The sequence below is a fragment of the Mesorhizobium atlanticum genome (assembly GCF_003289965.1).
Lineage (GTDB): Bacteria > Pseudomonadota > Alphaproteobacteria > Rhizobiales > Rhizobiaceae > Mesorhizobium > Mesorhizobium atlanticum.
The window spans coordinates 143,970-167,240 of record NZ_QMBQ01000011.1 but is presented as its reverse complement, the minus strand read 5'-3'; the positions used below and the strand labels follow the sequence as shown (position 1 = coordinate 167,240).

Here is a 23,271-nt window from a genome sequence, read left to right as displayed (position 1 = left end):
GCACCTGTCACGCGGGGATGGATCTCCGCTTCCAACCAGGAGCCGGACCGATGTCCCTCGCAGAAGCAAACGCCTTCGCCTTCAGCCTCGCCACCAGCCTTATGGTCAGCATCGTCATCTTCCGTGCCGGCGACGGCTCGCTCGCCGTTGCGCCCGCGGACGAATATGATGGGGACCTTAGCGAGATCGTCGGTGAAATCGATCCCTACGCCGAATAGCCGAGGCAATTCTGCTCAGAATTGCCAAGGACCGCGAGGGCCCAACAGCTCCCAATGATCATTGGCAATTTGACGCCGCGCAGAAGGCGCAAAGAGACCTAGGATCGTTTGCAAAGACCCAAACCACCAGCGGATATTCCTCGTCGTTGCTGAGATCCTGCGCCACAGGCCGTAAGCCCGCGCCTTGCCGCCGATATGCGCCTTCGCGCAAACCTTGCTGCCGCACGTGCACGAAACACGAAGGGCTTTGCCAACATTGCCTAGCTACTGGGCTTAATCATGGCATGGATATTGGCAGCCGCCCGCTATAGCGCTGCACATAGACCGCTGGAGTCAGATTCGGACGCCGGACTGCTGCGATCCTTCCGCGGTCTGTATCTGCGGTGTGTTTGGGGAACGTGATCCTGTCGAGGTTCAGCTGGTGGACCGTCGAGGGTTGACATTCGGAGCTCGCTCGCCATGCTGCAATGCAGCATGAATAGTCGCCTTACCGAGTCATCGCGCATCGAATGCCTGGATGGCCTTCGCGCCGCCGCCGCATTGTGGGTGCTGGTCGGCCACTGCCTGCTCCTGACCGGCTGGCATCTTCCGGTGCTAGGCGACCCTGCGCTGGGCGTCGATCTCTTCATCATGCTTTCCGGCTTCCTGATGGTGTTCCACTATCAGCTGCGCCGGGACAAGGAGCCCTGGCAAAGGCCTGAAACCTGGCTCAAATTCTGGACGCGGCGTTATTTCCGCATCGCGCCGCTGTTCTACGTCATGCTGTTCTTCGCACTGGCCCTCGGCCCGTATGTTTATGAGTCGCGGACAGTCATCGACGCATTCGTGGGTCGTGTGCCGCAGGCGCCCGAGCGCTACCTCGACAGCAGCCTGAAGAACATTTTCGCCCATCTGACATTCCTGTTCGGCCTTTCCCCGAACTTCGCCTACCGGACGCCGCTGCCCGACTGGAGCCTCGGGCTGGAAATGCAGTTCTATGCGGTGTTCCCGGCGCTGATGCTTGCTGTGCGCCGTTTCGGCTGGCTCTGGAGCGCGATCGTCATAGCGGCGCTCGGCGCCCTGGCGGTGGCGGTCCTGAAGTCAATGTCTGTCCATTTCCCTATGCCGTCCTTCCTGCCGCTAAAGATCCAGGTTTTCCTGTGCGGCATGCTTCTGGCGGGCGTCCTGGGGCAGAGCCAACCCCGACCGCTGCTGCATCTGGCCTTGGCCATGGCGCTCGCGGCGATCCCCTTCGGCGACGGCCACGGCCTTTCGAAGTTCCTGATACGCGAAGCGCTGGTGCTTGGGTTCTTTGCCCTAGTCCTCTATCGGATGCTGCCCGGCACTGCCGGCGTCGTGACGCGGAAAGTCGCCGTCGCATTGGGCGGAGGCATCTTTCATGTGCTGGGCGAACTGTCCTACAGCATCTATCTGATCCACCTTCTGGTTCTGCAGCCTGTCGCGGCCTTCGTAATTACCCGTTATGGCGACGGCCTCGGCGCACCGCTGCGCTTCGCCATCGTGCTGGCGATCGTGCTGCCCGCGGTTTGTCTTCTGTCCTTCGTGACCTACAGGCTCATCGAGATGCCCGGGCAGCAACTCGGCCGCCTGGTGTTGCGCGGGTTTGCACGTAAGAAGCCGGCGCTTGAGCCAAGTCCCGCCGAATAGCAGCAATCAAAGCCGCCATCGCCGGCCCGCCGTCATGTTCGGCAGGCCCCGGCTAGTCTAGAACTGCGTCACCTCCTCGCGTGCGCGCCGCAGCGAAAGCATATGCCGCAGCAGGGTTCGGGCATTTGTGTCGTAGACATAATGCGCGAAAGCCGCGACAGCGATGACGAAGATGGATGTTCCCACGACGAATGGCAGGCCGTGCTGGTTCCACGGGGTTCCGGTGAGGGATTCGTCCAGGATGTTCACGATCCTGATCAGCGGCGTGTGAAGCGCATAGATGGCGTAGGAGATATTGCCGGAGAACAGGGCGAACGCGCGCCAGAAGCCCGATAGCCGCAAGCGGGAGGCCAACAGAACAAGCCAGGGCCAGACCAGCACTATGATCGCCAGATCGTACAATTGCGCATTTGCGGCAGGGCGGAAGATCATCAGTCCCGCGCAAAGCGCAAGCAGGACCGGCATGTAAAGATTGCCGTCTCGGCTGACCCCGGTCGCATATCGTCGCAGATAAACGCCGAGGAAGAAGGAAAAGGTGATCCGGGCGGGAGCCGCGATCGTTCCGTCCCAATGGGCGCCGCCGCCCAGGATGACGCCGTGCCAGGCCATGAGCGCCAGCGCCAGGAAACCAAGGCTGAAGATGGCGGCCAGCGAGCGGCGAGCAAGCTTCAGGGCCAGCGCGGCGAAGACTGCGTTGGCGACCAGTTCATAGAAGAGCGACCAAGCCGGACCGTTCAGCGGAAAAAGCACATCTGGGCCAATGGAGAGCGACGGCGGCGTGGGGAGGAAAAGGAGAGAGAACCCAAGGCTCGCAAGCAAATCCAGCCGCGAGTAGGAGCTTAGACCCTGCGTTGCGACGACCGCGCCCACGCCGACCATGAAGACACCAATGGCCGCGAAATATAGCGGGTAAAGCCTGATGATCCGGGCCTCCGCGAATTGCCAGAAAGACATCCCAGTTCGGAATTTCTCGTCATAGGCATGGGCAATCACGAAGCCGCTCAGCAGGAAAAACAGGTCGACGGCAAGAAAGCCCGACGGTGCCAGGTCAAGATGCTGCGCCGTAAGCTCGCTGAAATGACCAAGCATCACTGGAACAGCGGCGATGCCTCGTAAGCCGTGCAAGGCGTCGAAGTGGGTTGTCTCAGGTCTCAAACCGATCTCCGGTTATCCCGAACCCGCCAGCGTCGCCCAAATCCATCTACGCATTGATTGCTGCGTCGCACAAGAACCTTTTGCGGCGCACGCTACTGGTATGCGTCCACAACGGTTCCCTGGCCGGCGGGAAAGGGAGGGCACCTTCTCCCCGTAACGAGAGCCGTTAACGGGGAGAAGGAAGACCCGACACGATCAGTAATCGCCGCGGTAGTACCGGTCGTCGCAGGGCGCGGTGTAGATTTGGCCGTAGCGGTCCTGGTAGCGGCACATCTGGCGGCCGCGCGGCTCCTGCGGGGTGGTGGCCGAGCCGACGACGGCGCCGAGCAGTGCGCCGCTCGCGGCGCCGATCACGGTGCTCTTGGTGTTGCCGCCGATCGCCTGGCCGACCAGCGCGCCGCCGGCCCCGCCGATCAGCGCGCCGGTGGTGGCCCGCTGCTGGCCTTCGGTCTGCGTCTCGCAGCCGGCAAGCGCCGCGGTCATGAGCACGGCCAGAATAGCCTTCTTGATGATCATCACTAGAACTCCTCTGAAGCCCCAGGGAAATGACAACAGGTTGAAAACAGGGGCGATTTCGCCCAAGTGCGGGCGCATTGCGGCGGAACGGCGGCGGAGCTCGCTCACGAAGTGAATCACGGTTTCCCGGCAGTTGAACGGCATGGTTGCCAAACGGGAAAGGCAACTCTCCCGCCAGTAACTTTTCAGCGGGTCCTCAATGGAACCATGATGGTTGCAATTTCCCGACCGTCGGCGCCGGCCATGACCTTCTCAAGGGAAGTGGGATCAGGAACAGTCTCGCCGTCGTCGATCAGACCTTCAACGTGGAAGTCGAGAGCTTGTTCGGCGAGCTCGCACGCCTCGCCAAGACTTGCGCCAGCCGTAACGACACCTGGCAAATCGGGAAAGGACACTCCGTAATCGCTGGCGTCCTCTTTGTGGATCAGCCCGACGTACTTGCGCACTAGCCTTCCCCTTGCCGCACTGCCATCGACCACTAGTTTATAGCGCCGGCACGACGGTGCAAGGCGATGGACGAGTTTACAGCGGCCCGCAACGCTCCTGCAGGGCGGCGGAAGGTTCGCGCGGCACAATATCTGCGCATGTCGACCGAGTACCAAGCCTACTCGATCGAAAACCAGAGGGATGCCATCCGCGACTATGCGAATATCATGGGCTACGACATCGTAGCCACCTACGAGGACGCGGGCCGCAGTGGTCTCAACCTCGGAGGGCGCCCCGGCCTTCAGCAACTGCTAGCCGACGTCGAGAGCGGGAGTGCCGATTTCGAGACCGTTGTGGTGTACGATGTCAGCCGATGGGGGCGCTTCCAGAACATCGATGAGAGCGCCGCGTACGAGTACCGGTGCCAGATGGCAGGAGTGCGGATCGAATTCTGCGCCGAACAGTTCGCAAACGACGGCAGCATCGGATCCGATGTGCTCAAGGCAATCAAGCGTAGCATGGCTGCGGAGCACAGCAGAATGCTGTCGCAGAAAGTCTTCGTCGGCCAGGCGAGGCTAATCCGGATGGGTTTTCGACAGGGCGGCAAAGCGGGGTTTGGCCTGCGGCGCCTGCTTGTCGATCAACATGGGCGTCCAAAAGGCATCCTGGCGTCCTACGAGTATAAGAACCTGCAAACAGATCGCATCGTTCTGGTCCACGGGCCGCCCGAAGAGGTCGCGACAGTGCGATGGATTTTCAAGCACTTTGTCAGAACACAAAAGTCGCAGCTTGAGATCGCCCGAACGCTCAACAAGCGTGGCGTGCTGACCGACCTGGGGCGCCCGTGGACGCGGGAAGCTGTCCACTCGTTGCTGACCAACGAGAACTACATTGGCAATAGCGTCTGGAATCGGGGCTCGACCAAGCTCAAAAGCCATCGGTTCTACAATCCTCCGGAACAGTGGCTTCGGGTGGAAAACGTCCTCGAGCCGATCGTTGACCACAAGCTATTCAGGCGAGCTCAGGCTTTGCTTAAGATCATCCATCGCCGCATGTCCGATCAGGAGATGTTGGACGCCCTAAAGGCGCTACTGGCACGCCGGGGTGCGCTATCCACCTTTATCATTGAGGACGCGCCCGATTGCCCGCCCGCCCAACGATACTGGTGGCGGTTCGGATCTCTCCTCAAGGCATATGAGCTAATCGGATACCAAGCGCCCAACAATTTCCGCTACTTCAGCGTTAATCGGCAACTGGACACTGTGAGGTTGCAGGTGATTGAGAATTTGCTGGCCGCAGTTGAAAAGCGGGGCGCTGTTGCGACCCATGACGTGGATACGGGCATCGTGCGGATCAACGAGGAGATAACCGTGGCGATAGCGATAGCACGCTGCAGGGTTTCCCACTTCGGTTATCCACGCTGGTTTTCGAAGGCTGGTCAGCAGCCGCTGCCGGACATCTTTGTCCTGATCCGGATGAGTCCCGGCGACCTCACCATTCGAGACTATTTGATCGCTCCCGCGCGTGAGATCGCGGGCAAAGTTGATCTGCATGCCCACAATGGAGCGCGCCTGGACTCCTATGTCTTTCCTACATTCATGCCGCTGGTTGCGTTGGCGGAGCGAGCGGCCATCGCGAGCGCAACATGAAGCCAAAGCGGCTGAAACGCGAAGCTGCCTACCAGCTTCTCCTCAACAGTGACCGCCGGCATGCGGGCGCGTTGGCCTCCGACCAGCTACGCCCGAAAATGCGCCGTTCTACTCCTGAATTCCTCAGGATTTACGAGGCCGAGTGCAGACGCAAGCGTGTCTTCGTCGAAGAGGTGGAAGAACTGGAGCGGCGTCTGAACAGGATCGCCGTGACGGTTCGCCTGATAACAGGCGACCCGCAGTTCCGCGCGCTGTTGGCATCCGAAGGCCTTGCTGCGATGCCAAAGACGTTGGCGCTGAGATTCAGCGACTCGCCGCCCGCACACACCTCATCGCAACCCGCCTCCGCAGAGGCCAATCCGACTTCTGCCGGCGAGATCTGCCCGGAGGTGCTCGCTCTGCTGAGGGACTGTACCGGGCCGGCTGGGCTTTTCGCGTTGCTGCGACTGGTGCACCCCGTTAGGCAAATGGAGATTGCGCGCTTGATGATTGCCAGGGGCCCGGTCAGTCTCAACTACGTGAAGATGCTCGTCGCCCTCACACCTCTGTCGCTCCTGGTTAAGGATATCCAGCCGCTGCATGAACTCTCCAGTTTTTCCGAAAACCGGCGGGTAGAAATGGAGCAGGAGTTGGCCAAGCTTAGCGGCGCATTTTTAGGCGCGCTTGACCGGCGCGGACCAGCCAGCCTGGAACTCGTCGCCGCCTGCCGCTATTTTGACCGGCTGATGAATAATTCTAGCGTGGTGCGGTATCTGGCACGCAATTTCCCTGGCCGCTTTGAAGAGTTTCACAGCTTATCGCTACCTGTTTTCAATTAGGGTCTACTCATCCCGCCAGATCACCCGCTTCTCCCATCGGATCTGGACTAGGCGCCGATAGCGGATCGTGTGAGCCTGCTCCCCGGTCGGGTGGAACAGTTCGGCGTCCATCCACTCGCGGCTGCCACATTGCTGACAGCGCACCTTTTCCCGAACCTCGTCGATCGTGACGTTCCCGATGACCTCGCGCAGTTCGAGCGGCTTGTAGAAGCGTTTGACGTTGCACTTACCGCAGCGGATGCCGCACGCCTGCCCCGCGTCATGGGCATGTGTCAGGGTCCACGCCGCGCCTCGCGGCCACTTCTCGGGTTGTTCCGGCATGTGACTGAAATGAGGAACATAATCCTACGTCGTCAAGGGGTCCCCCTTGACTCGGGTGTTCCTATTTTGTTCACTGTTAGCAGGCAGCCACAGCGAGGCCGGTCATGGACATTATGATGGACGCCAGGGGCGCCACCCCTGAGGAAAAACAGCGTGGAATTTGTGCCGCACGCGCCGTGCTGGATCAAGCCGGCATTGCGGCCGAGGACGCCGCTGAGGGCTCATTCGCGGTTGAGGGATGGGATGATATGGGTTTTCCGTCAGACCAAGAGCCATCGGACACGACGATAGGTCTTCTTGCTTGCTCTCGCCGCCACTGCTGAGATCCCGGATAGCTCGAAAGCGCAGCAACTCGTCAGCGCTGTAACGGTTGCCTACACGTCGCTGTCACTCGCGGGCTTCCACCCTGATGAGGCTATCGAGCCAAAGCGCCAAGCGGTGCTCGACGCGATAGACGCGCTGGAGGCCGGATCGGCGCCGCTCAACTGAGAAAGGTCGTTGAATGACCACCCACGTCCTTCCGGAGCAGAAAAAGCCGAAGCTGATCGTCGTAGTCGCATTTGACCGGGGCGACGATGGGGAGCTATTTCCGATGTACGGCCCGGCAGATCAGCAAAGCGAAGAACGGGCAATTCGGACTGCCAAAGCACTAGCAGGCAAGCACGTCGACGCTATAGCCCGGAGCCGTGATGCCGATCCGGCGCTTGGGGATTATGGACCGCCAGAGACGCTGTTTGTCAGCGGCGACGTCCCTGACATGGAGTGAGTAGGCACAATGTGCGGCCGCTGCACCCGATGTCTGCCGTGGTCTGAGATCCATCGGCTCTACCGCCTGACGGCGCCGGCAGACACCGCATCCCAATAAAAGCGGCGGTAGACCACAATGGCGCCTATCAGCGCGTTTTGGGCGTTGGTCCGCTCAGCGTGATGCATTGAGCGACCGAACTCAGGCGCGCTCTGGCCGCACCGTTTCGACGGACAACGATCCCGCCGGCAAGGCTCGCAACAACTCGCTCTCCGGTCTCGACAGATCGAGCCAAGCCCTCCAATTCTCAGGCTGAAGGACCCACCTGCCGATTGTGAAACGGCGCGACATCCGGCCCCGGATCGGTCGTCAGCATTGTGAAGCTGGGCGGCTTGTTGCCTGTCGCCTATCGCCAGAGCCCGGCAATGGCCAAGAACGGAGCGCCGTTCAGCGTGAAGCGGTGTTTGGCCTTCGGGTACTTAGTGCCCGTGAATTCGAAAAACGCCGATGCCGGCACAAGGCACCGTTTGCTGTCAGCGAAACGGCGGCCTCCCGACCGGAAGTTGAACACCGGCCCTCCCTTCGGTCCAGAAGGGGGAAAGCCAAACGTCATCGACGCCAGTTCAACCTCGCCGCCGGCAGCGCGGATGATTGGCCCGGGTCGTTGATGCGGATATCGTCAGCTTGGGGAAGATCGAGCTCGGTTTGATGGGTCGGGATCTTCAGTGCCAGCGACTCCATCATCCGGCAATATTCGGCCCAGGCGATATGCTGCTCAAAGTCGTTGCACATGGAAGATCATCCGAATGGATCGCGCTCTACCAGGATATCAGCCCTAAAGCTGCCTCAACAAAGGCTTCGCGAGCTTCCCGTGCGCTCTTGAGTCCCTGGAGGACGCTGAGGCAAGCCTTTCGGGCGGCCATGTGCTTCTGTCCGGTTGGCGTCGGCCATCGATTAAGGAGAATATCGGCCGCCTGAGCGACGCGATCCACCGTATAGATCGTGTTGCCTGACTTGCCGAGCGCGACCCTCACTGGCTTCTCAAATCGCTGGTCCTGCACACCACCTCCCCGATACGAACGGGACTCAATTCGCCACCATGGTGTCGGTTCCGTTAGTCTTAGCTAATGGGAACATTCGGTCGCCGCCGCGGTTTTTTGATAGGAGGAGCAGCTATGGCAGACGACAAAACCAAACGCGACCTTAGGGACCGCGACCGAGTGTCGGCGGATGAGGATTACGAGGTTCGCTACTTCGCTAAGCAGCATCGCATCACGCCAGAGCAGGTTCGTGAACTGATCCGCGAGCACGGCAACGACCGAAAGATTTTGGAGCGCGAGGCGAGGAAGCTTCGAGGATGACGAGGCTTTCCGAGCTCGGCCGGCCGAAAGGGGTGACGGTGCACCGCCCGCCGGGCTCGATTCAGAACTCGGACTTCTATCGCTGCCAGACGTGCGGCCAGGTCGTCGACTTCAAAGACATCAGACAGGTTATGTGGCACCAGCTCCAAGACGAGCATGAGCCGCTTGAAACTAGACAGCTAATCGGTAATGCGGCGATACCGGAAATGACCGCGGATATGGTTGTTGAAAAAGCGGCCCTTGACGAATGCCGACCGGAAAGCTGCGTAGGTCTCAGGCGGAACCCCCTCAAAATCGTAGCGTTTGCCGCTGGCCACGAACCACACAGAGAGGATCCTGCTGGTCGGATCGTACTCTGTCTTCTTGATCGAGGTGGATGGCAATGGCGCACCTTGCAAGTTTGCATTCGCAAACGCTGGGGACGCGGCTTTTGTTTCAGGGGTGTGAACCTATAACGCCTCCCCATGAAGACGACAGCGACCTACGATTCGGCGACGGGCACATTCACGCTTGAGAAAGGCATATGGCGAGGGACGTTCCCGATCGCCGATCTGCACAAGTGGCTGACTTTCTATCGTCAGCAAATGGAGCGCTACCCTGCACAAGGGCAGTCCTACGCGGAAGACGTAAACGCTCTCGAAACACTGGCGGCCGACCTACGCCGGCATCAATAGAAAAGAGCCCGCAACGGATCGGCACCCGCTCGGGCTCAAGTCGGGAAATGCAAGACCGATCGCGACGACATAGCGGTGGGAAATGCCTCACCGCCATCCGAACTGCCGCTTGGCTTCAATGTTCCGCAAGGCTGATTTCCCATATGTTGACCGTCATCGGCGGTAACAACTTTAAATGGACATCGGCGGCTGAGGGACAGCGACCTAGCGCTCCCGTCTGTATCAAGAGCGACATTAGGTCCCAAGAAAAGCAGCCTACCAGTGCGCCCTCGCGCTATCGCCAAACCGAAGGAGTGCCGGCTGCAGAGCGCGGGGACCAGAACAGTCAAGCTTCGCGGCCGTGCCAGGAAAAATCACCTTCCACGTATTCGACCGCGCCACATCGAGGATGTGCTCGACCGCGACCTGACGGGCTTTTGCGCTGACTGCAACCCGGACTGTCAGGTCTTGGGCGGTCCGCAGCGCCCTTTCAGCACGGCGATCTCGGTCTCGTGGTCGCCGCCGGACATCGACGCGACCGGCACGCCGATGAGGAAGACGCCAAGCGCGTCGCCGTTCGCGGCCTTGTTCTGCTGGTTAGTCAGCGTCGCCAGGCGCTCTTTGTCGGCTTGGGTGCAGGGGCCAGCATTCGGTACGCCTGCTATTTTGTCCGGTGGTGTCGCGCAGCCTGCAATGCAAACGATCGTAGCGACGGTTAAAGCAAACCGCTTCATAGTCCCCCCAAAAATTCAAACCCGCCGCCAACGTTGCTTAGCTTGCCCCGAATGGCAAGCCGCCAAACTCGGATTCGACAACAAAATGCAAATGAAGCATTATGCCAGCCGGTGTCGGGGGATGCCTCAGTGGATTTGCGATCGTATTTTGCCGCAGCGAGTGTGGTGCTGTTGTCGGGCTGTGCTGCAGACTATTTGAACAATTACGATACGATGACGCTTGCGTCCGGCGACGCAAACAATGCCAATTCGCTTATGCAAATGGTCGATCCGTTCAATCCGAACAACAACAACACGCATATTGAAGGGGACGGGCAGCGATCGGCCGCCGTCGTTCAGCGCTACCGTGGAACACCGCTCGTCGGCGCCGCGCAGCAAGGCGGTGGCAGCACACGCGACCTCGATTGCTTGGATGGCAGCGGCAACAACCCGGTCGTAGCCGGGCCGGTCCCTGTCAGATCTGATCCCAACCATCTGGATCGCGACCACGACGGCATTGGCTGTGAAAGGTAGGCACCTTTGAAGTTCGGAATCCGGAAGCCAAGCATCAAACGCAGCCTGGCCGCGCGGACGTCGGTCAAGCGGATGGTGAAGCAGCAGCTCGGCTTGAAAGCGCCGCGGGGCATGGGCTGGATTACAAATCCCAAGCGAGCCGTTTACAACCGGGTTTATGACCGGACCACGGTCAGCTTCTGGAGCATCCTCAAGAGGCTCTTCAAAGAGGGCTAGTGGGCTAGAGGGCTTGGACAGATCCCGTTATGACAATCGCTCTGATCAGCGACGGCGCCGCACTGGCGCGCGACGCTCACGCGCTAAGCGATGGGCAAGCGTGCCGCTTCGTCTCGTTCTCGTGACAGTCGCTGCGATCTCCGCCCTGGTCACGCAATTCATCATGCACAACAGTGCTCCGCTGCCGGAAATCAACCTGCAAAACATCATCAAGCCGAGGCCAGTATCGCTCACCGGCGTCGCCTCAGTGATCGACGGCGACACGATCGAGATCCACGGCCAGCGCGTGCGCTTCAACGGCATCGACGCACCGGAGAGCCGGCAATATTGCGACGACGCGAAAGGCTTCGAATATCCCTGCGGCCGCCGCTCCGCCGAAGCGCTGGACAAATTCCTGGCAGCCTCGAGGCCGCTGCAATGCGCATTCGTGACATGGGACCGCTACGGGCGTTTTGTCGGCAACTGCACGCGGGCTGACGGGGTGGACGCCGCCGCCTGGATGGTCGAGCACGGGCAAGCGCTGGACTGGCCGAAATACAGCAACGGCGCCTATGCAGCGCAACAGGACAAGGCGCAGGCTGGGAAGCTGGGCCTATGGGTCGGCAACTTCCAAGCGCCATGGGACTGGCGGGCGCAGCACAGCGATGAAGCGCAGGCGCCGGCGATGCCGACCTTCGCACTCGGCGGCGGCAATGCCAGCTGCAACATCAAGGGCAACATTTCGGCGGAAGGAGAGCGGATCTATCACGTGCCAGGGCAGAAATATTACAGCGTCACCATCATCAGCCAAGCCAAGGGCGAAAGGTGGTTCTGCTCAGAAGCGGACGCGGTGGCGGCCGGCTGGAGGCGTTCAAAGCAATAGTGCCTCTGGACACCCTTCGGGCGCGTGACGTCCGATGCGGGCCTCGCTACTCCGATCACCACGACGTTCGAGCCCACATTGCACGAGCGACGAAACCGGTGCTCCCTGAGGACCGAAGCACGGCACTCTCGAACAACGACGACCAACGGTTCACGAGCCCGTGGTCTCGAGCTGGGTATGGGGGCAATCTTGGATGCGTTTTACTGAGGCGCTGCCTGGCACGCCCGTTGGAGTCAAGACCGACCGGCGACCTCTGCGATGCGAGTCGAAGCACGCTGTCAGCGCTATTCGCAAGGCACTCATCAGGGAGGCGCAGATGGGTGCCCCGGGCTGAGCGAGCTTACCAATCGAGCGGGACGTCGGTCGCCGACCGGGTCGGCTATGCCCGCCAAAGCTCTCCGGACCCAGCGTAGTGAGCGCACCGAGGCGGTCTCATCGATGGGTGTTTGTGGTCTGAAGGCCGGCGTTTGCCTCGACCGTCGGTGTCGCAATGGCAGCTCGCGACTTTCTTCCCCTGACGGCTGCGCCGTCATTCCTCGCGAAACAACAAAGTCGTTCCCACGCCATCCTCCGCTCCGCTTCGGCCCACTGGGTGCGCTGACGATCGCCTTCGACCTGCCGACCACCATCGAGACCGCAATGGTGCGGCTCGAAAACAGACAGGATCAAGGAGAACTATCATGGCTACCATCGGCACCTTCAAGAAGTCCGGCAACAACGAGTTCACTGGCGAGATCGTCACGCTCAGCGTCCAGGCCCGCGGCGTCCGCATCCTCCCAGAAACCCGCGCCAACGGCGAGAACGCCCCTAGCCACCGCGTCTTCGTCGGCCGAGCAGAGATTGGCGCCGCCTGGGCTAAGCAGTCCAATGAGGGCCGCAACTATCTGGGCCTCAAGCTTGACGATCCGAGCTTCACCGCCCCGATCTTCGCAAACCTCTTCGACGACGAAGACGGCGAGGGCTACAGCCTGATCTGGTCCCGCCCGAGCCGACGCAACGCGGAATAGGGGACAGACGATCGGTTCCGCCCGGGCCAACCGGGCGGAACCTCAAGTGCCCGACTGGAGCGGGAAATGCGCAATCGAGCGATGCGGGCACAGTACCGCGTGATGCTCTTTGAGCCTCCTCCGGCACCTACGTGACATCTGTAAGATTTGTGTTTTACGTCTCGCATGTTGGGGAAATGCAAATCATGATTGAGCCGTTCGACGACGCCGCTCCCACGGGGGACGAACTCACAGACTATGATCGCAGCCATGTTAAGCTCTACATGCGCCTGTTCGACGCTGACGCCGAAGGCGCCGATTGGCGCGAGGTGATCAAAGTTCTCTTCGGCATCGACCCGGTCAAGGAGCCGCAGCGGGCTCGACGTGTTTACAATAGCTACCTGGCGCGGGCGCGCTGGATGGCGCACACCGGCTACCGTCACCTTCTGCGCCAAACTGACACCTAGCAAATTTTTGCATGGTGATGCTGAAGGAGCATCACCCGATGCGTTTACGGGGTCTTCCGCCGCTCACCAGCGCCGGGAATCGATTCGAGCACGACTTGCAGTTTTAGCGAGGAGCGCCCGATGAAGCCCGACACGTCGCATTGGCGAGACAATACCAGCTACGAGTTCTTCGACGACCTGCCGGTCGAAGGCCTGGCATGGGAATGTCTGCGCCGCTCCGACGCCTATCAGAGGCACTATCTGGCACTTGTGCGTGACGGAACCGAAAGGAATCCCCTCCCGACCGAAGCGCAGGAACGCTGGGGGTTGCGATTTCGCGGCTCGACCCGACTTGTCCGCATTGACGCAAGACGTTCTGTGGTCACCGCTTGCCGACCCCGCGGTGGTGACCCTCATGCCATCGCCGGATTTCCTATCATGCGAATCCCCGACAGCGCCTGTCGAGGTCGGTACACCGCGCGAGAGTCCGCAAGGTTTCCATGCCATCCGCGACAGGGGAATTGCAACACAGCTTCTCCTCCTCCCCGCCAGCGCGGCGAGCCGGTCTCTCACGGCCTTGATCCCGCTCGACACCCAAACGCTCGGGCGAGTCGAGGCTCTGGTTCGATTCTGGCGCTCCTGTCACGGGAGACACGTGCCGCCTGATACACGGATGACGGTTCAGCAGAGGCGTCGCCTGCGCCTGATGATGCAGGCGGCTGACGGTCGCACGAACGGCGCCAGCTACCGCGAAATTGCGACCGCGTTTTATGGGACAGGACGAGTTGCCTCCAATCCGTGGAAAACGTCGTCGCTTCGCGACACGGTGATCGGGCTGGTCAAGGGCGGCGCAACCTTGATTGCCGGCGGCTATCTGCAACTGTTGCGCCACCGCCCGCGCGCCTAGCGCCTGGGGAGGGGGCAATTTCAGGCCCCCAATCTTCCCCATCCCTCGCGAAGCCACCTTTACGCCACCGTGATCGCCGTCCGCCGCTGGACACCGGCGGCTCACCGAAGCCCCACGGAGGCCCGACAAATGCGACCAGATCTAGCCGTTTTGCCACCGCGCTTTCTGCGTACCAAGGAAGCCGCCGAGTTCCTCAGCTTGTCCTCCCGCACGCTCGAGAAGCACCGCACCTACGGCACAGGTCCCGCCTACCGCAAACTTGGCGGCCGCGTCGTCTATGCCGTCGAGGACCTCCAGGCTTGGGCTCAGCGCGGCGCGGTGACGTCGACTTCCGACCCTCGCGGTTCCGTGCTGCCTGCCAAGCGCCATCCGCCAGCCGCTTTCGCGCCGGGCGGACGCTATGGGCGCTGAGCCCTACTCGGATCATGCATACGCGGCCCACGCTCGCGTAGGCGCACCTCCAGTCACGCATCGGGGTTGCTTTCCGCAGGTTCAGGAGACAGGCCAATGGGCACCGTCGTTGACTTCCGTTCAGGCCAATCTGCGCCAGATACAATCACCGACGAATGCTTGACTCATGTCGAGCTGACCTGGGTCGAGAAGAAGATCGAATGCTGGATCCGCTTCGGTTCGGTCGCTCGGGAGAAGGTTCTCGATCGACATCGGCGCATCGTCTCCTTTCCTCCCGGTGACATCTTCGCCTTCGTCCGATGGGCGGCGAACGACTACGGCACGATCATCTCGCGCCTCGACATCGTGCGCGCGGTCGCCTCGGGCGACGCCCATCAGACACTGCCATTCGTACGGCCTGGCGGTGACATTCTGCTCACAACTCAAGGGTGGCCCAAGGTCGAGCGGGTGCTGCAGGCGATCGATGGCATCGAGCAACTCGGCGTCGCGCCGGGAGCGGTCTCGCCCGATCACTGGCGGCACGTTCATAACCGAATCACGATCGGGCAGGAGCCTCGTGTTTATACACTGGATCTCCACCGGGCCTATCTCCTGCGTCGGCAGGTCCAGCCATGATAAGGTCACCGATTGTCCTCATTACGGCACTTGCTGCGATGGGAACGCTCTGCTCCGTTCTCAAGCCGGTCCCAACGAAGCTTGTCTGGAACGCGTCGGCCAGCACGCCGATCGGCTTCTACCGCGTCGACAGCGCAGGGGCGTTTTCAGTGAGCGATCTCGTCGCTGTGAAACCGCCCGAACCGCTTGCAACATTCCTTGCCGGGCGCGGCTATCTGCCGAAAGGCGTGCTCCTGCTGAAGCATATTCTTGCAGTCTCCGGTCAAACCGTGTGCCGCAACAAGTTCACGATTGCGGTCGACGGCTCTGACGTGGGCGTTGCGCTTGAGCGCGATCACGTCGGCCGCGGCCTGCCGACCTGGCAGGGCTGTCTGCGCATCCCGATCGGCGCCGTATTCCTGATGAACCGCCAAGCCCGCGACAGTCTCGATGGCCGCTACTTCGGCCTCGTCTCCACCGATCACATCATTGGCCGTGCGGTCCCGCTGTGGACCGACGAGCAGGGCGACGGCCGCTTCCATTGGCGCGCGGCAGCGCGGTGAGCGCGCCATCGGCGGCAGGCTTTCGGGCCGTCAATCCTCACCGCACTCATCAAAGACAGGAGAAAGTCATGCCACAGATCGGAGAATTTATCCGCCATCAGACCGGGTATTCGGGGCGAATTCGTACGCTCAGTCTTGACCTTGCGGTCGCGATCGTCGCGGCCGAGGCGAGCGATGCGGACAATGCGCCGGACTATCGTGTGCACGCCGGCGGCGAAGACGGCAGCATGATCGGGGCAGGTTGGAAACACACCAGCGAGAAGGCCGGAGAGTTCGTATCGCTGCAGATTGACGACCCGACATTCGCGCAGCCGATCCGCGCATACCTGTTTCAGAATGGCGACGACCGGAAATCCTGGTCTTTGCAATGGTCGAGACAGCGCGACCGCGCCGAGAAGGACTAAGCAATGTCGGCGCGTCGTCTGCCGACGGGCAGAGTGAGAACGCACACGTTGTCTCGCGCGATCTGGCGCCTGGTTCTCATTCTGCTTGGCGGGCTCCACGTCCCTTGTATCCTTCCCGCCACCGCGCCGGCGCAAGGGTCGCCCGCCGTCACACCGACGGCGCGCGATCGTTACGAAATCCACATCGCGGAGGCGGCGAAGCGCTTCCGCCTTCCGCCGACCTGGATCCGCGCGGTCCTTGGCGCCGAAAGTGCTGGCGATCAACGCGCGACATCGCGAAAGGGAGCGATGGGGCTGATGCAGATCGTGCCTGACACCTGGTCCGAGCTGCGCGCTCGGTACCGCCTCGGCGCTGATCCCTACGACCCGCACGACAACATCATCGCGGGCTCGGCCTACATCCGCGAGTTGCTTGATCGCTACGGATCGCCTGGCTGGATTGCCGCCTATAACGCTGGCCCCGGACGCTACGAGGCCTCGCTGCAAGGCAGGCGGCTGCCTCGGGAAACCCTTGCCTATGTCGCTGTCGTTGCATCCGCCATCGGCAACACACCTACAACGAAAGCTCTCAGCCCAGTCATCTCCACTGCACGTGACTGGAGACGGGCACCGCTGTTCGCCGGGCAAGCAAATGGCAGGCCGGCCGGCGGTTTGATGCAGCTCCGCCGCTCGCGCGACGATACGCCTTTGGCGGGAGTTGCGCGCGGCAACCCACCCGAAGCTAGCCACTTGTTTATGCACGAACTGCTCGACAGGTCTGCGCCATGAGCCGCTTCAGCGTCCTTCGCGTAAATTCGTGCACCATCGTGCCTTGGCGAGCGGGTGGGGCAGGCGCGGGCGACACGACCGAACAATGGCAGGATAAAAGGGCGCACCTTGCGCGTCGGTCGGACGTTTGGGTTTGCGAGGTTTCCGGGCGCGCGCCGCACATTGCGCCCCGTCCGGGCAATGTGCGGCGAACGCCAGAAGGCTTGTGTTCCCGTCCATTTGCCCACATTGCGGGACAGCGCCATGGCCGATGAGCGCACGTTTCGCATTCGGCCCGGCCGCATCCGCTCGACGCGCGCTCAAGCTGCGCGGCCCTTCGTCGTCCAGGCGCTGGCCGCAGCGAAGAAAGCTGGCGGCGGCATCTCTCGCTCGGGCCGCGTGGTTTCCGGCGATCGCTCCCGGTTCGGTCACGGTCAGCGCGCCACCATCCAGGCCAATCGCCTGATTACCTCACGCTCGCGCGGGGTCGTAGTCAAAGCTCGGGTGGTCCGTCATGCCGCACGGGCGACGCTGCTCGCCACGCATCTCGACTATCTGCGGCGCGAGGGCGTCACCCGGGACGGAGAGAACGCGAGGTTGTTCGGTCCGGAGCAGGGTGATGCTGACGGTGCGGCCTTCGCGGCGCGCGCCGCGAACGATCGGCACCATTTCCGCTTCATCGTCTCTCCCGACGACGCCCTCGAGATGGCGGACCTCAGATCCTTTTCACGCGGTCTGGTCGGGCAGATGGAGAAGGACCTCGGCACAGGGCTCGATTGGGTTGCTGTCGATCACTGGAACACCGAGCATCCCCATGTTCATCTGATCGTCCGCGGCACGCGAGACAATGGCGAGGATCTCGTCATCTCGCGCGACTACATCAAGGAAGGGATGCGCGACAGGGCTCGCGACCTGATCACACAGGAACTGGGGCCGCGAACCGATCTCGACATCCGCCGCGCGCTCGAACAGCAGATCCAGTCCGAACGATGGACGCAGCTCGATCGCCAGTTGCTGCGGGACAGCCGCGGCACCGGGGTCATCGATCTCGCCCCACGCCTTCGTGCGCAACCGGATGAATATCACGCGCTGAAGATCGGGCGTCTGCGCAAGCTCGAAGCGTTTGGACTCGCGGATCAGGTCGGTCCAGGCCAGTGGGTCATCAGCGAAACGGCCGAAGCGACGTTGCGCGAGCTCGGCGAGCGTGGCGACATCATCAAGCGCATGCACCGCGCGCTGACCGAGCGAGGGATCGAGCATGGGTCGGGCAGCTATGTTCTGGCCGCCGAAAACCTGGATACACCCATTGTCGGCCGGCTGGTCGATCGCGGGCTCGATGATGAACTGAGAGGAACGGCATATGCGCTGGTCGACGGCGTCGACGGCCGCGCCCATCACATCAGGTTTTCCGACTTGGAAGCGGCTGGCGACGCTTCGCCGGGATCGATCGTAGAGCTACGCAAATTCGATGATGCGCGCGGCAAGCGTCGGGTCGCGCTCGCTGTTCGCTCCGACCTTGGCTTGGACGAACAGGTTACGGCAGCCGGTGCCACCTGGCTTGATCGGCAGGCCGTCGCGCCTAAGCCTATGGCGCTGGCCGAAGCGGGCTTCGGCGCGGATGTGCGCGACGCCCTGGACCGCCGGGTACAACATCTTCTCAATCAGGGTCTCGCGGCGCGGCAAGGCCACCGGATTACCTTCACTCGCAATCTGCTCGATACGCTGCGCCGCCGCGAATTGGAGACGCTTGCTGACAAGCTCGCGGCCGATAGCGGAAAGCCGTTTAATCGGGCTGTCGGTGGCGACTACGTCGCCGGCGCTTACCGCCAACGCTTCGCGCTCGCCTCCGGCCGCTTCGCCATGATCGATGACGGGCTTGGTTTCCAGCTCGTTCCCTGGACGCCCTCCCTTGAGAGACATTTCGGCCAACACGTTTCCGGTGTCGCTCGCAGTGACGGCGGCATCGACTGGAGCTTTGCCCGCAAGCGCGGGCTCGGTCTCTGACAACAGGAAGAACAACACGAAAAGAGGACGATGCCATGTCCGCTACGAAAATTCTCTGGGGTCAGATCCTCGCTGTCTTCCTCATCGTCATGTCGACGATTTGGGGGGCGACGCAGTGGACCGCGTGGCGCCTCGGGTTCCAGCCGCAACTCGGTCCGCCCTGGTTCGAACTCGCCGGCCTGCCCGTCTACTATCCGCTTGCTCTGTTCTGGTGGTGGTATTTTTACGACGCCTATGCGCCGCCCATCTTCCTGGAGGGCGGATTGATCGCCGTGTCGGGCGGCTTCCTGTCGATCATCGTTGCGATCGGCATGTCGGTGTGGCGGGCGCGCGAGGTCAAGAACGTCTACACCTACGGTTCGGCGCGATGGGCGGACCGCAAAGAGGTGGAGGCTGCTGGCTTGCTCGGCGCCGACGGCGTGGTGCTCGGGCGCTATGATCGCCATTATCTGCGCCACGATGGACCTGAGCATGTGCTGTGCTTCGCCCCGACCCGATCGGGAAAGGGTGTCGGCCTGGTGGTGCCGTCGCTGTTGACCTGGCCCGGCTCAGCGATCGTCCACGACATCAAGGGCGAGAATTGGCAAATCACTGCCGGCTTCCGCGCTCTCCATGGTCGCGTCCTCCTCTTTGATCCCACCAACTCGAAGTCGTCCGCCTACAATCCCTTGCTGGAGGTCCGCCGTGGCGAATGGGAGGTCCGCGACGTCCAAAACATCGCCGACATCCTGGTCGACCCGGAAGGAAACCTGGAGAAGCGCAATCATTGGGAAAAGACCAGCCACGCGCTGCTGGTCGGCGCGATCCTTCATGTCCTCTATGCCGAGAAAAACAAAACGCTGGCTGGCGTCGCCGCCTTCCTTTCCGATCCGAAAAGACCCATCGAGTCCACGCTTTCCGTAATGATGAAGACCTCCCATCTCGGCCCCGCCGGTCCGCATCCGGTGATCGCCAGTGCGGCCCGAGAACTGCTCAACAAATCGGACAATGAACGATCGGGCGTGCTCTCCACTGCGATGTCCTTCCTCGGTCTTTATCGCGATCCGGTCGTCGCCGAGGTAACGAGGCATTGCGACTGGCGGATTTCAGACCTCGTCAGCGGCGAGGAGCCGTCGACGCTCTACCTGGTCGTACCGCCGTCCGACATCAATCGGACAAAGCCGCTCATCCGGCTCATCCTCAATCAGATCGGACGACGTCTGACCGAGGATTTGCGCAACAAGACGAGCCGGCATCGGTTGCTGCTCATGCTCGATGAGTTTCCCGCCCTCGGCCGCCTCGACTTCTTCGAGAGTGCGCTCGCCTTCATGGCGGGCTACGGGTTGAAGAGCTTCCTGATCGCGCAGTCACTGAATCAGATCGAGAAGGCCTACGGGCCGAACAACTCAATCCTGGACAACTGTCACGTGCGGGTCAGCTTCGCCACCAATGACGAAAGGACCGCCAAACGTGTGTCCGACGCGCTAGGCACGGCAACCGAGATGCGGGCGATGAAGAACTACGCTGGCCACAGGCTCTCGCCCTGGCTAGGCCATCTGATGGTATCGCGCCAAGAGACAGCCAGACAGCTGCTTACCCCGGGCGAGATCATGCAGCTTCCTCCTACGGACGAGATCGTGATGCTGGCGGGCGCGCCGCCGATCCGGGCGACGAAGGCGCGCTACTACGAGGATGTGCGCTTACGGGATCGCGTCCTTCCACCGCCCGAGCCTGTCGCGTCCGAACAGGCCCACATTGACGACTGGAGCAACCTTCCGGTTTTGGCACGAGCGGATGTCGCGGAGGCCTTCGGCCCGCCCCTACCAGCCGATGAAGATCCAACCGAGTCGGAGCGGCGTTTGCAGCCCGAACTCAATCGTACGCGGCCAGTCGAAACACAGACGTCGCTCGACAATGAGTTCGAGATCGGGCCGACCGACGTTTCCGATGACGATGACGCAATCCGCAATCGACGCCTGGCGCGGCTCATGCAGGGCGTGGCGCGGCAGGTGTCGCTCGATCCTGATGACGGACTGGAGTTATAAGCGCCATGGTCAGCCGCAAGAAGAAAGCGCAAATCTCGGTTTATCTCGATCAGGCCATCATGAAGATGCTCGCCGACTACGCTGCGCGGCGCAATCGACCCCAATCCATGATCGCCGAAGCCGCGATCGCTTCGTTCTTGTCGCCGGACGCGGATGAACGGCGCGAAGCGGCGGTTGCCAAGCGTCTGGACCAGATCGATCGCCGACTGATCCGGCAGGAGCGGGACATCGGAATAGCCATCGAGACCTTGGCAGTCTTCGTTCGTTTCTGGCTCGCGACTACGCCTGCATTGCCGGAGCCTGCCGCCCAAGCGGCGCGCGCCTGGCGGCCGAACGCTATGAAGCCTTCGTTACCGCTCTGGGCAGGCGGCTGGCAAAGGGCCCAAAGCTGCGGCAGGAGATTTCGGAAGATATCGATCCGGTGGACGTCGAGAAAAGGTAGTCTTAGCTGCGGCGCGCGACATCGGTGTGGCAGCACCGCGGGATTTGGCGGTAGGGCGCCCGTGGCAGGTGACAGTCGCTGGCGCTGGTATGGCCACTGCTTCGAGGCTCCGCGCATCCTTGACCGTGCCCGGCGCATCTGGCTTGCGCGCATGATGGCGTCCTTGGAACTCGATCAGTAGGTCTCAGAGAGAAGCATCGCGCGCCTGGCTATTGCTGCCCTGACAGACTCGACGAGTTGCGCGGGAAAGTGACGCGGCAATTTGGAAATCACAACGTCGGCCCACCTCTCGGCATTTGCGGCGATATCTTCGAAGATCTTGCGCATCAGGGATGTCCCCACGCCTGCAACCTCGGCGGTCTGCACGAAATGGCGGGGCACAATTTCATGCATCGAATAGTGCCGGCTCTTGCCTACGGACATCGCAAGCTTGAATTTCTTGCGAGGGATCTGCCCGGCGTCAAGGCTGGGCTGCGCGGTCAGTACGTCGTAGAGCGGTGTCATGCGGAACCGCCCGCCGGGCCCGAGAAAAATGCTGAAGTTCTTGGCGTGGCCGTCGGTCGCGCCGATCAGCCAGAATACGATGCAAGCGCGCAGGAAAACCGCGATGTCGTCTTCGGGCGTATCGCTGCCTTTCAGAAGTTCGACAATCTCGACGATGCCGGGACCGCCCTCTGATTGGTATTTTCGCGTCGGCGGCATTGACAGCGCTTGACACATATCCTCTTGCGGCAGCCGAAGGAGGCGGCCGTCGCGGGCCCAAAGCCGATCGAAGCGCTCGACGATCAGTGTGCGGCGCTCGCCGAAATCCGCGATCTCCGTCTTGGCGGCAGGCACGCCGAACGCCTCGAGGAGCTTGAGGCACAGATACTCGTTCTCGACGCTGTTGGAGAGGTCGATGCCGTTGGGCAGCCGGCCGATCTGCGGCTTCAGGATATGGGTGGTCGCCGCCGTGCCGATTGGCTTGAACCAGCGCCTGTCCTTGCGCAAGAGCGCCGTCTTTTCCTGGGCGCCGGCGATCGAAATGCGGAAATCCTCATCCTCGCCGAGGCCGAGAGGCGCGGCGGTAAGGTTTTCGATTATTCCAGCGACGTCCTTTTTGCTGACTGGCTTGCCCTCGCTGCTGCCAGGATTGCCCGGATCGACCCCGTCGGGCAGGAACTGCAGCGCTCCGACGCAGTCATGGCCGAGGGCGGCGAGCATGCTGTAGGCGTCGGTGCCTTCCGCGCCGACCCGTTCGGCCACGCGCTTGCGGATGGCGTCGTTGTCGGGAAGCAGGTTATCAAAGACGTTGATCACAGGCGCGCCGATATAGCGGTCCTCTCGCAAGGGAAGCGAGAGCGAGACCGGGAAGGTACCGCGCCAGTCCAGCCATTCTCCGGCGTACCGGAAGTCTATTGCGCCAGTCGATTCCCTGCGCAGCACACCGACCAGGCGCCCGTTCAGGAATACATTCAGCGGCGAGTGAATCGGCCGCCGCGCCATCAGAACAGGTCCTCGATCTCGGCGGCGCTGCCCTTGCTGCGTGGGCGAACCACGAGCTCAAGGTCGAGGGCTGAGAGAGCGGCCATCAGAGTGCTGAGCTGCACCGCTGGCTCACCGGCTTCAAGGCGGGACACCGTGGCCTGGCGCAGGTGGATTTGATTGCCAAGCGCCTCTTGCGTGAGGTCGGCCTGTCGGCGGGCGCGGCGCAGAATGGCGCCGAGTTGCTTTTCATTGCGAGCGATCTGGTCGGTCATGATAAGTCTCCGCAGCGCCATATACGCATTCGCGTATGATCTGTCAATATACGCGGTCGCGTATAAATTCTATCAATACGCAAATGCGTATAAAATAGGGATATACGCAATCGCGTATGACCCCTGCCATTGAAGTCCCAAATCCAACGGAAAGGCTGTAAGCGCAAGCA

Annotated in this window: 31 protein-coding genes and 2 pseudogenes; 23 read left to right on the top strand and 10 right to left on the bottom strand. The window is 61.7% G+C overall.

Translation table 11 applies throughout. The features are described 5' to 3' along the window. Positions 1-50: 50 nt before the first annotated feature. Both DPM35_RS32650 and DPM35_RS29360 read left to right on the top strand, forming a co-directional pair. Positions 51-218 (top strand): hypothetical protein, encoded by a 168-nt coding sequence (locus tag DPM35_RS32650; RefSeq protein ID WP_181592212.1) that lies wholly within the window; start codon positions 51-53, stop codon positions 216-218. Positions 219-692: 474 nt separating this feature from the next. Next, on the top strand, positions 693-1,865 hold the full coding sequence (locus DPM35_RS29360; protein ID WP_112131008.1) for an acyltransferase family protein: 1,173 nt from the start codon (positions 693-695) through the stop codon (positions 1,863-1,865). Between the two features lie 57 nt (positions 1,866-1,922). On the opposite strand, the gene DPM35_RS29355 is transcribed toward DPM35_RS29360, so the two are convergent. The 3 genes from DPM35_RS29355 to DPM35_RS29345 all read right to left on the bottom strand — a co-directional run bounded on the left by DPM35_RS29355 (position 1,923) and on the right by DPM35_RS29345 (position 3,982). Beyond that, positions 1,923-2,954, bottom strand: coding sequence for an acyltransferase family protein (locus tag DPM35_RS29355; RefSeq protein ID WP_112130922.1), 1,032 nt, complete (start codon positions 2,952-2,954; stop codon positions 1,923-1,925). A gap of 261 nt (positions 2,955-3,215) precedes the next feature. Next, entirely contained in the window at positions 3,216-3,536 is a 321-nt protein-coding gene (locus tag DPM35_RS29350) for a YMGG-like glycine zipper-containing protein (RefSeq protein WP_112130920.1), read from the bottom strand. A 185-nt stretch (positions 3,537-3,721) separates the two neighbouring features. Then, complete coding sequence (locus tag DPM35_RS29345) at positions 3,722-3,982, bottom strand: type II toxin-antitoxin system HicB family antitoxin (RefSeq protein ID WP_112131006.1); 261 nt, start codon at positions 3,980-3,982, stop codon at positions 3,722-3,724. 66 nt (positions 3,983-4,048) lie between these two features. On the opposite strand from DPM35_RS29345, the gene DPM35_RS29340 reads away from it, so the two are divergent. Both DPM35_RS29340 and DPM35_RS29335 read left to right on the top strand, forming a co-directional pair. Next, positions 4,049-5,611 (top strand): recombinase family protein, encoded by a 1,563-nt coding sequence (locus DPM35_RS29340; protein WP_112130918.1) that lies wholly within the window; start codon positions 4,049-4,051, stop codon positions 5,609-5,611. Further along, on the top strand, positions 5,608-6,429 hold the full coding sequence (locus DPM35_RS29335; RefSeq protein ID WP_245431697.1) for a plasmid partitioning protein RepB C-terminal domain-containing protein: 822 nt from the start codon (positions 5,608-5,610) through the stop codon (positions 6,427-6,429). The genes DPM35_RS29340 and DPM35_RS29335 overlap by 4 nt, the downstream gene beginning before the upstream one ends. Before the next feature lie 3 nt (positions 6,430-6,432). On the opposite strand, the gene DPM35_RS29330 is transcribed toward DPM35_RS29335, so the two are convergent. Continuing rightward, positions 6,433-6,750 carry a hypothetical protein gene (locus DPM35_RS29330; RefSeq protein WP_112130916.1) on the bottom strand — a complete coding sequence of 106 codons (318 nt, stop codon included), beginning with the start codon at positions 6,748-6,750 and terminating at the stop codon, positions 6,433-6,435. 297 nt (positions 6,751-7,047) lie between these two features. Here DPM35_RS29330 and DPM35_RS29325 point away from each other — a divergent pair, with 297 nt between their 5' ends. Both DPM35_RS29325 and DPM35_RS29320 read left to right on the top strand, forming a co-directional pair. Next, positions 7,048-7,239, top strand: a complete 192-nt coding sequence (locus DPM35_RS29325; protein WP_112130914.1) for a hypothetical protein — start codon at positions 7,048-7,050, stop codon at positions 7,237-7,239. A gap of 13 nt (positions 7,240-7,252) precedes the next feature. Further along, positions 7,253-7,516, top strand: a complete 264-nt coding sequence (locus DPM35_RS29320) for a hypothetical protein (RefSeq protein WP_112130912.1) — start codon at positions 7,253-7,255, stop codon at positions 7,514-7,516. A gap of 180 nt (positions 7,517-7,696) precedes the next feature. On the opposite strand, the pseudogene DPM35_RS29315 reads toward DPM35_RS29320, so the two are convergent. Both DPM35_RS29315 and DPM35_RS29310 read right to left on the bottom strand, forming a co-directional pair. Continuing rightward, positions 7,697-8,287: pseudogene (locus DPM35_RS29315) on the bottom strand (SOS response-associated peptidase). Positions 8,288-8,313: 26 nt separating this feature from the next. Continuing rightward, positions 8,314-8,487 carry a DUF982 domain-containing protein gene (locus tag DPM35_RS29310; RefSeq protein ID WP_245431701.1) on the bottom strand — a complete coding sequence of 58 codons (174 nt, stop codon included), beginning with the start codon at positions 8,485-8,487 and terminating at the stop codon, positions 8,314-8,316. Between the two features lie 183 nt (positions 8,488-8,670). Between DPM35_RS29310 and DPM35_RS29305 the strand changes: the two genes are divergently transcribed. Next, a complete protein-coding gene (locus DPM35_RS29305) occupies positions 8,671-8,856 on the top strand; it encodes a DUF3606 domain-containing protein (protein WP_112130910.1) in 186 nt (61 codons plus the stop codon). Positions 8,857-9,035: 179 nt separating this feature from the next. Here the strand turns inward: DPM35_RS29305 and DPM35_RS29300 are convergent, their stop codons facing one another. Beyond that, positions 9,036-9,239 carry a KTSC domain-containing protein gene (locus DPM35_RS29300; protein WP_112130908.1) on the bottom strand — a complete coding sequence of 68 codons (204 nt, stop codon included), beginning with the start codon at positions 9,237-9,239 and terminating at the stop codon, positions 9,036-9,038. A gap of 81 nt (positions 9,240-9,320) precedes the next feature. Here DPM35_RS29300 and DPM35_RS29295 point away from each other — a divergent pair, with 81 nt between their 5' ends. Then, a complete protein-coding gene (locus DPM35_RS29295; RefSeq protein ID WP_112130906.1) occupies positions 9,321-9,530 on the top strand; it encodes a hypothetical protein in 210 nt (69 codons plus the stop codon). 440 nt (positions 9,531-9,970) lie between these two features. On the opposite strand, the gene DPM35_RS32645 is transcribed toward DPM35_RS29295, so the two are convergent. Continuing rightward, a complete protein-coding gene (locus DPM35_RS32645; protein WP_181592211.1) occupies positions 9,971-10,243 on the bottom strand; it encodes a hypothetical protein in 273 nt (90 codons plus the stop codon). A gap of 129 nt (positions 10,244-10,372) precedes the next feature. Here DPM35_RS32645 and DPM35_RS29290 point away from each other — a divergent pair, with 129 nt between their 5' ends. The 15 genes and pseudogenes from DPM35_RS29290 to DPM35_RS29220 all read left to right on the top strand — a co-directional run bounded on the left by DPM35_RS29290 (position 10,373) and on the right by DPM35_RS29220 (position 21,362). Continuing rightward, entirely contained in the window at positions 10,373-10,756 is a 384-nt protein-coding gene (locus DPM35_RS29290) for an excalibur calcium-binding domain-containing protein (RefSeq protein WP_245431696.1), read from the top strand. A 6-nt stretch (positions 10,757-10,762) separates the two neighbouring features. After that, positions 10,763-10,972 (top strand): hypothetical protein, encoded by a 210-nt coding sequence (locus tag DPM35_RS29285; protein ID WP_112130902.1) that lies wholly within the window; start codon positions 10,763-10,765, stop codon positions 10,970-10,972. Between the two features lie 100 nt (positions 10,973-11,072). Beyond that, positions 11,073-11,834 (top strand): thermonuclease family protein, encoded by a 762-nt coding sequence (locus DPM35_RS29280; RefSeq protein WP_112130899.1) that lies wholly within the window; start codon positions 11,073-11,075, stop codon positions 11,832-11,834. Positions 11,835-12,514: 680 nt separating this feature from the next. Then, a complete protein-coding gene (locus DPM35_RS29275; RefSeq protein ID WP_112130897.1) occupies positions 12,515-12,841 on the top strand; it encodes a DUF736 domain-containing protein in 327 nt (108 codons plus the stop codon). A 185-nt stretch (positions 12,842-13,026) separates the two neighbouring features. Continuing rightward, complete coding sequence (locus DPM35_RS29270; protein ID WP_181592209.1) at positions 13,027-13,287, top strand: DNA -binding domain-containing protein; 261 nt, start codon at positions 13,027-13,029, stop codon at positions 13,285-13,287. A gap of 120 nt (positions 13,288-13,407) precedes the next feature. Continuing rightward, entirely contained in the window at positions 13,408-13,932 is a 525-nt protein-coding gene (locus tag DPM35_RS33010; protein WP_245431695.1) for a transcriptional regulator domain-containing protein, read from the top strand. Then, on the top strand, positions 13,844-14,173 hold the full coding sequence (locus tag DPM35_RS29260) for a DUF2285 domain-containing protein (protein ID WP_245431694.1): 330 nt from the start codon (positions 13,844-13,846) through the stop codon (positions 14,171-14,173). The genes DPM35_RS33010 and DPM35_RS29260 overlap by 89 nt, the downstream gene beginning before the upstream one ends. 129 nt (positions 14,174-14,302) lie before the next feature. Next, positions 14,303-14,584 (top strand): helix-turn-helix transcriptional regulator, encoded by a 282-nt coding sequence (locus DPM35_RS29255; protein ID WP_112130891.1) that lies wholly within the window; start codon positions 14,303-14,305, stop codon positions 14,582-14,584. Positions 14,585-14,680: 96 nt separating this feature from the next. After that, a complete protein-coding gene (locus DPM35_RS29250; protein ID WP_112130889.1) occupies positions 14,681-15,199 on the top strand; it encodes a DUF2840 domain-containing protein in 519 nt (172 codons plus the stop codon). Continuing rightward, the gene (locus DPM35_RS29245; RefSeq protein ID WP_112130887.1) at positions 15,196-15,741 is read left to right on the top strand and encodes a S26 family signal peptidase; all 546 of its coding nucleotides are present in this window, start codon (positions 15,196-15,198) and stop codon (positions 15,739-15,741) included. Before DPM35_RS29250 ends, DPM35_RS29245 begins: the two co-directional genes overlap by 4 nt. Before the next feature lie 68 nt (positions 15,742-15,809). Then, positions 15,810-16,145 (top strand): DUF736 domain-containing protein, encoded by a 336-nt coding sequence (locus DPM35_RS29240; protein WP_112130885.1) that lies wholly within the window; start codon positions 15,810-15,812, stop codon positions 16,143-16,145. Positions 16,146-16,148: 3 nt separating this feature from the next. Continuing rightward, complete coding sequence (locus tag DPM35_RS29235; protein ID WP_112130883.1) at positions 16,149-16,913, top strand: lytic transglycosylase domain-containing protein; 765 nt, start codon at positions 16,149-16,151, stop codon at positions 16,911-16,913. Positions 16,914-17,156: 243 nt separating this feature from the next. Next, positions 17,157-18,896, top strand: a complete 1,740-nt coding sequence (locus DPM35_RS29230) for a relaxase/mobilization nuclease domain-containing protein (protein ID WP_112130881.1) — start codon at positions 17,157-17,159, stop codon at positions 18,894-18,896. Positions 18,897-18,931: 35 nt separating this feature from the next. Then, positions 18,932-20,920, top strand: coding sequence for a conjugal transfer protein TraG (locus tag DPM35_RS29225; protein ID WP_112130880.1), 1,989 nt, complete (start codon positions 18,932-18,934; stop codon positions 20,918-20,920). 5 nt (positions 20,921-20,925) lie between these two features. Next, positions 20,926-21,362, top strand: a pseudogene (locus tag DPM35_RS29220) (CopG family transcriptional regulator). A gap of 174 nt (positions 21,363-21,536) precedes the next feature. Here the strand turns inward: DPM35_RS29220 and DPM35_RS29215 are convergent. After that, positions 21,537-22,847 (bottom strand): type II toxin-antitoxin system HipA family toxin, encoded by a 1,311-nt coding sequence (locus DPM35_RS29215; protein WP_112130878.1) that lies wholly within the window; start codon positions 22,845-22,847, stop codon positions 21,537-21,539. Beyond that, complete coding sequence (locus DPM35_RS29210) at positions 22,847-23,101, bottom strand: helix-turn-helix domain-containing protein (RefSeq protein ID WP_112131002.1); 255 nt, start codon at positions 23,099-23,101, stop codon at positions 22,847-22,849. Before DPM35_RS29210 ends, DPM35_RS29215 begins: the two co-directional genes overlap by 1 nt. Positions 23,102-23,271 lie beyond the last annotated feature (170 nt).

Excerpts from the sequence above, each read along its gene's own strand:
- DPM35_RS32650 (WP_181592212.1), top strand. The coding sequence starts at position 51 with ATGTCCCTCGCAGAAGCAAACGCCTTCGCCTTCAGCCTCGCCACCAGC.
- DPM35_RS29360 (WP_112131008.1), top strand. The coding sequence starts at position 693 with ATGAATAGTCGCCTTACCGAGTCATCGCGCATCGAATGCCTGGATGGC.
- DPM35_RS29355 (WP_112130922.1), bottom strand. The coding sequence starts at position 2,954 with ATGCTTGGTCATTTCAGCGAGCTTACGGCGCAGCATCTTGACCTGGCA.
- DPM35_RS29350 (WP_112130920.1), bottom strand. The coding sequence starts at position 3,536 with ATGATCATCAAGAAGGCTATTCTGGCCGTGCTCATGACCGCGGCGCTT.
- DPM35_RS29340 (WP_112130918.1), top strand. The coding sequence starts at position 4,049 with ATGGACGAGTTTACAGCGGCCCGCAACGCTCCTGCAGGGCGGCGGAAG.
- DPM35_RS29335 (WP_245431697.1), top strand. The coding sequence starts at position 5,608 with ATGAAGCCAAAGCGGCTGAAACGCGAAGCTGCCTACCAGCTTCTCCTC.
- DPM35_RS29330 (WP_112130916.1), bottom strand. The coding sequence starts at position 6,750 with ATGCCGGAACAACCCGAGAAGTGGCCGCGAGGCGCGGCGTGGACCCTG.
- DPM35_RS29320 (WP_112130912.1), top strand. The coding sequence starts at position 7,253 with ATGACCACCCACGTCCTTCCGGAGCAGAAAAAGCCGAAGCTGATCGTC.
- DPM35_RS29305 (WP_112130910.1), top strand. The coding sequence starts at position 8,671 with ATGGCAGACGACAAAACCAAACGCGACCTTAGGGACCGCGACCGAGTG.
- DPM35_RS29295 (WP_112130906.1), top strand. The coding sequence starts at position 9,321 with ATGAAGACGACAGCGACCTACGATTCGGCGACGGGCACATTCACGCTT.
- DPM35_RS32645 (WP_181592211.1), bottom strand. The coding sequence starts at position 10,243 with ATGAAGCGGTTTGCTTTAACCGTCGCTACGATCGTTTGCATTGCAGGC.
- DPM35_RS29275 (WP_112130897.1), top strand. The coding sequence starts at position 12,515 with ATGGCTACCATCGGCACCTTCAAGAAGTCCGGCAACAACGAGTTCACT.
- DPM35_RS29270 (WP_181592209.1), top strand. The coding sequence starts at position 13,027 with ATGATTGAGCCGTTCGACGACGCCGCTCCCACGGGGGACGAACTCACA.
- DPM35_RS33010 (WP_245431695.1), top strand. The coding sequence starts at position 13,408 with ATGAAGCCCGACACGTCGCATTGGCGAGACAATACCAGCTACGAGTTC.
- DPM35_RS29255 (WP_112130891.1), top strand. The coding sequence starts at position 14,303 with ATGCGACCAGATCTAGCCGTTTTGCCACCGCGCTTTCTGCGTACCAAG.
- DPM35_RS29250 (WP_112130889.1), top strand. The coding sequence starts at position 14,681 with ATGGGCACCGTCGTTGACTTCCGTTCAGGCCAATCTGCGCCAGATACA.
- DPM35_RS29245 (WP_112130887.1), top strand. The coding sequence starts at position 15,196 with ATGATAAGGTCACCGATTGTCCTCATTACGGCACTTGCTGCGATGGGA.
- DPM35_RS29240 (WP_112130885.1), top strand. The coding sequence starts at position 15,810 with ATGCCACAGATCGGAGAATTTATCCGCCATCAGACCGGGTATTCGGGG.
- DPM35_RS29235 (WP_112130883.1), top strand. The coding sequence starts at position 16,149 with ATGTCGGCGCGTCGTCTGCCGACGGGCAGAGTGAGAACGCACACGTTG.
- DPM35_RS29230 (WP_112130881.1), top strand. The coding sequence starts at position 17,157 with ATGGCCGATGAGCGCACGTTTCGCATTCGGCCCGGCCGCATCCGCTCG.
- DPM35_RS29225 (WP_112130880.1), top strand. The coding sequence starts at position 18,932 with ATGTCCGCTACGAAAATTCTCTGGGGTCAGATCCTCGCTGTCTTCCTC.
- DPM35_RS29215 (WP_112130878.1), bottom strand. The coding sequence starts at position 22,847 with ATGGCGCGGCGGCCGATTCACTCGCCGCTGAATGTATTCCTGAACGGG.
- DPM35_RS29210 (WP_112131002.1), bottom strand. The coding sequence starts at position 23,101 with ATGACCGACCAGATCGCTCGCAATGAAAAGCAACTCGGCGCCATTCTG.